The organism is Arsenophonus sp. ENCA (assembly GCF_002287155.1).
In the GTDB taxonomy this organism is placed as follows: Bacteria; Pseudomonadota; Gammaproteobacteria; order Enterobacterales; family Enterobacteriaceae; genus Arsenophonus; species Arsenophonus nilaparvatae.
Genome location: NZ_NHNG01000693.1, coordinates 1 through 3,702 on the forward strand (window position 1 = coordinate 1; position 3,702 = coordinate 3,702).

5 protein-coding genes are annotated in these 3,702 nt (G+C 41.6%); 2 read left to right on the top strand and 3 right to left on the bottom strand.

All coding sequences use genetic code 11. The annotated features are described in order from the left end of the window. Window positions 1-353 (top strand): transposase family protein (locus CBG25_RS18250; protein WP_290603898.1); only part of this gene is annotated, 353 nt, incomplete at its 5' end. A 12-nt stretch (window positions 354-365) separates the two neighbouring features. Here the strand turns inward: CBG25_RS18250 and CBG25_RS18255 are convergent. Together CBG25_RS18255 and CBG25_RS18260 are read right to left on the bottom strand one after the other, a co-directional pair. Next, window positions 366-554, bottom strand: a complete 189-nt coding sequence (locus CBG25_RS18255) for a hypothetical protein (RefSeq protein WP_290608438.1) — start codon at window positions 552-554, stop codon at window positions 366-368. Further along, window positions 533-1,468 (bottom strand): replication protein, encoded by a 936-nt coding sequence (locus tag CBG25_RS18260; protein WP_290608440.1) that lies wholly within the window; start codon window positions 1,466-1,468, stop codon window positions 533-535. Before CBG25_RS18260 ends, CBG25_RS18255 begins: the two co-directional genes overlap by 22 nt. Window positions 1,469-1,843: 375 nt before the next feature. On the opposite strand from CBG25_RS18260, the gene CBG25_RS18265 reads away from it, so the two are divergent. Continuing rightward, window positions 1,844-3,409, top strand: coding sequence for a hypothetical protein (locus CBG25_RS18265; RefSeq protein WP_290608442.1), 1,566 nt, complete (start codon window positions 1,844-1,846; stop codon window positions 3,407-3,409). Window positions 3,410-3,421: 12 nt separating this feature from the next. Here the strand turns inward: CBG25_RS18265 and CBG25_RS18270 are convergent. Then, the coding region (locus CBG25_RS18270) for a transposase family protein (protein ID WP_290603775.1) at window positions 3,422-3,702 on the bottom strand (281 nt) is incomplete at its 5' end.

A 3,702-nucleotide genomic window follows, 5' to 3' on the forward strand; every position in this document is an offset into this window, starting at 1 on the left:
TGAGCAAAAATGGGCGCCGTCACGATAAACGCTTACTCGATAAAGTCGATATAATTCGCCATATTCCTCCTGAGGTAACCATCTGGGCAGATACCGGTTTTCAAGGTATAGATAAACAGCATCCTAATACACAAATCCCAAAAAAAGGAACTCGAAAAAGACCTTTATCGCCTGAACAAAAACAAGAAAATAAAATAATCTCGGGCATCCGTATTACAGTTGAACACGCCATCGCGGGTATCAAGCGCCTCGGTTGCATGACCCAAATTTTACGGAATCGTAGACCCTTTATTGATGATACCTTCTTACTCCTTAGCGCAGGTCTTTGGAATTTCCATCTCAGAACAGCGTAAAATTTACTTCAATCACCGAAACACCCTTATTTCACTATTAAGCAACACGCTTACTGAAATACTGGCTGGAAAAATCACTTTCAGACTCTCAAAAAATCGGTTAAACAGTTTGATGAACTGTGGATTAATCGTGTTTCCAGTTGGTTGAGCAAACGATGGCTGACGACGAATTTGAGCGGTTAGTGTTGAAACGCATTGCATAAAACACCCTCCAGTCCATTAGCCCAACTGGTATCGTTCCAGGCGGCCTCAAGCTCATCACGACGACGGGTTGAAGATTTTTTATTTTCCAACCAGGCAGCGTTAAAACCTTGCCAGTTTCGCAACATGCATTCAGCCAGTATGTTATCGGTGGAATATCCTAGCGCGTTGGCTTCGTTGACTGCGGTTGCCAGTCGATTCAGGGCGGTTTGTGTCAGTGGCGCTTTTTTGTTTTTTCGGTGTTGAAGATAATCAACCCAAACGGATTCGCTGGGTAGCTGTTCAAACCTCGACAAATCCAGTTCAAATTTTTTCGTTAAGGGGACTATAGGGGATATATAGTTATTTATTATTTTATTTTCTTTTGTAGTTTGTCTTTTGTGTTTACCTGATTCGGGTAAACTTTCTTTACCTGATTGAGGTAAATTTACCTGATTTGGGTAAGACTCTATGGGTTTACCTGATTCGGGTAAGTTACCATGACCAAATTGGGTTAATTCTGTCTGATTTGTATCAGGGCTTGTTTTGTTACCTGATTCGGATAAAGAATCATCATTTAAGCAAGTTTTATCTTGCCACTCTTGTACACATTGATTAATTCCTACAAATCGACCAGATGCAATCAGAATTTTTCTTTTAAGCAATGCACTTTTAGCGGCTGAGCATTTATGTGGCAATAGCCCAGTCAATTCCGATAACTGCCAATTACTCACCCAATCTATTTTTTTGTTGTACCCATAAGTTTTTCTAAGAACAGCCATCACAATTAAAAGTTGATGCTGTGTTAAACCTGCTGTTAATATTGCCTCAAGGATATTATTTGAAATTCTGGTGTAGCCTTCTTCTAATTCAAACACATTAATTTTATTTTCTTCTTTCTGAGCTTCAAAATCAGCATAAGTAACGTTAGTCATAACGACAACCCTTTAATTTATTTTAAGAAAAATAGATAGTTAGATAAGTTGTCGTTCAACTGTACTTATCAATTTCGTGCAAAATACAATCCATATCCGCGCAGAGATAGTCGAGTATTTCAGGAAGCCAGGGATTCGGTTTGCTGTAACATTCACCCGCATCAAAGTACTTCACGAGTTTCGCACCAATAAAAAAACGCTCTATTTTTAAGTTTAATTCAGCATGATATATAAATAGTCAAAACCTTATAAATCAAATACAACTTATTGTAATTTAAGAAAATTTATGTTTTTTAGTAACTTGCAGATTAATCATTGCTTTTAAGCCATTTTTAGAATTTTATATGCCTGTGCGAAACTCGTGATCTTGAAAAGATGCGCGCTATCAACGCCCAAAATGGACTGAATACCGCTGAAATTGAAAAGGCATATGCGGCGCAAAATGCGGCCAATGCCAGAGCAATAGCGGAAGCAAATCTGGCTGAAATCAGCACAAGTCAAAAAGCGGCTGCGGCTTCAGCGCAATTAACGACAGCGCAGGCAGCGGAAACCGCGGGCACGCGACAATTAGCTTTAGCCAAGCAGCAACTTGCCGCTGCAAATGCCGAGTTGAGTGCGTTACAACGCGTAACCGGAGGAATAACTGGCGCTTTCAGTAACCTTGTTAATCTGATGGGTGGGCCGCTCAATGTTGGCTTGATGGCAACGGCAGGATCAGTATTTTATTTGTATTCGCAGTTTAAGGAAGCCGAAGAAAGGCAGAACTCTTTCTATGCCGCCATTCAAAAAGGCGGATTATTTTTATCGACAACAACGGTTGAGTTGAATCTGTTAGCAGACCGACTAGGCGGGACAGCCAAAGCCTATAAAGCGCTGACTTCTGCCGCCAGTGCGGGGTTTACGGGCAAGCTACTCGAAGATGTGGCGGAGTTTGGCGCTAAACTTGAGGAGTCTGGTGGTAGTGTCGATTTGTTGGTCAGCAAGCTGTCGGCTATTGGTGACCAACCGTTAAAGGCCTTGCGAAATTACGCAGCAGATGGTGTGCTATTAACGCAATCGATTTACGAGCAAATTGCTGCATTAGAAAGACGCGGGCAGATTGAAGAGGCAAAGGAACTTGCAAGAACCGCCTACGAAAAACAGTATCAGGAAAATATTAAAGAAAGCGATCGATTAACGCAGGCGCATAAAAAATCACTCGATAATCTGACCGGCAGTTTTAACGTGTTGATGGCGGCATCAACACAAAGTCTGACACTCTATAATCAGGTGTTGCAAAAAGAAAAGGATAAGCAAGAAGCGATTTATGCCAAGCAACGCGAAGAGCGGGAAGCACTAACGAAAACCGAAAGACATCTCGCCATCCATACCATCGAAACCGCTGCACAAATTAATGCAGCCATAAATGGAGGCAAAGATCCACTGAAAGAAAGAGCGAGAATTCAGCAGGAAATCAACCAGCGCTATAAAGATGGCAGTTTAACATTAAATGAGTACACCCAGGCACTAAAAGGACTCGACAAACTGTACGCCTCTCCGCAGAAAAGTTCAGGGGTAACCCTGGATACGGGACGTCAGCGAATTGAGCAACTGCAACAACAAACGGCGACTTTACAAGCGCAATTAATGGAAAAAGAAAAGCTCCTCGATTCAGAACGGAAATTGGTGGTCTTCGAGCAAGAATTCACTCGATTAAAGGGACAAACGCTGAATGCATCGCAGAAGAGCGTGTTAGTTCATGCGAATGAAATTCGTGCACAGTTGCAAATCAATACCGGGTTAGAGCGTGAATTGCAGTTAAAAGCATTAAAGCAGCGATTTGTAGATCAGGATTTTGAAATCACAAAACGTACGGCACAAATGCAGCAGGAAGCCCAAAATCAAATTCTGCAAATGACACTAAGCGTGTTGCTTAATAGTGAAATAAGGGTGTTTCGGTGATTGAAGTAAATTTTACGCTGTTCTGAGATGGAAATTCCAAAGACCTGCGCTAAGGAGTAAGAAGGTATCATCAATAAAGGGTCTACGATTCCGTAAAATTTGGGTCATGCAACCGAGGCGCTTGATACCCGCGATGGCGTGTTCAACTGTAATACGGATGCCCGAGATTATTTTATTTTCTTGTTTTTGTTCAGGCGATAAAGGTCTTTTTCGAGTTCCTTTTTTTGGGATTTGTGTATTAGGATGCTGTTTATCTATACCTTGAAAACCGGTATCTGCCCAGATGGTTACCT

Excerpts from the sequence above, each read along its gene's own strand:
- CBG25_RS18265 (WP_290608442.1), top strand. The coding sequence starts at position 1,844 with ATGCGCGCTATCAACGCCCAAAATGGACTGAATACCGCTGAAATTGAA.
- CBG25_RS18255 (WP_290608438.1), bottom strand. The coding sequence starts at position 554 with ATGCAATGCGTTTCAACACTAACCGCTCAAATTCGTCGTCAGCCATCG.
- CBG25_RS18260 (WP_290608440.1), bottom strand. The coding sequence starts at position 1,468 with ATGACTAACGTTACTTATGCTGATTTTGAAGCTCAGAAAGAAGAAAAT.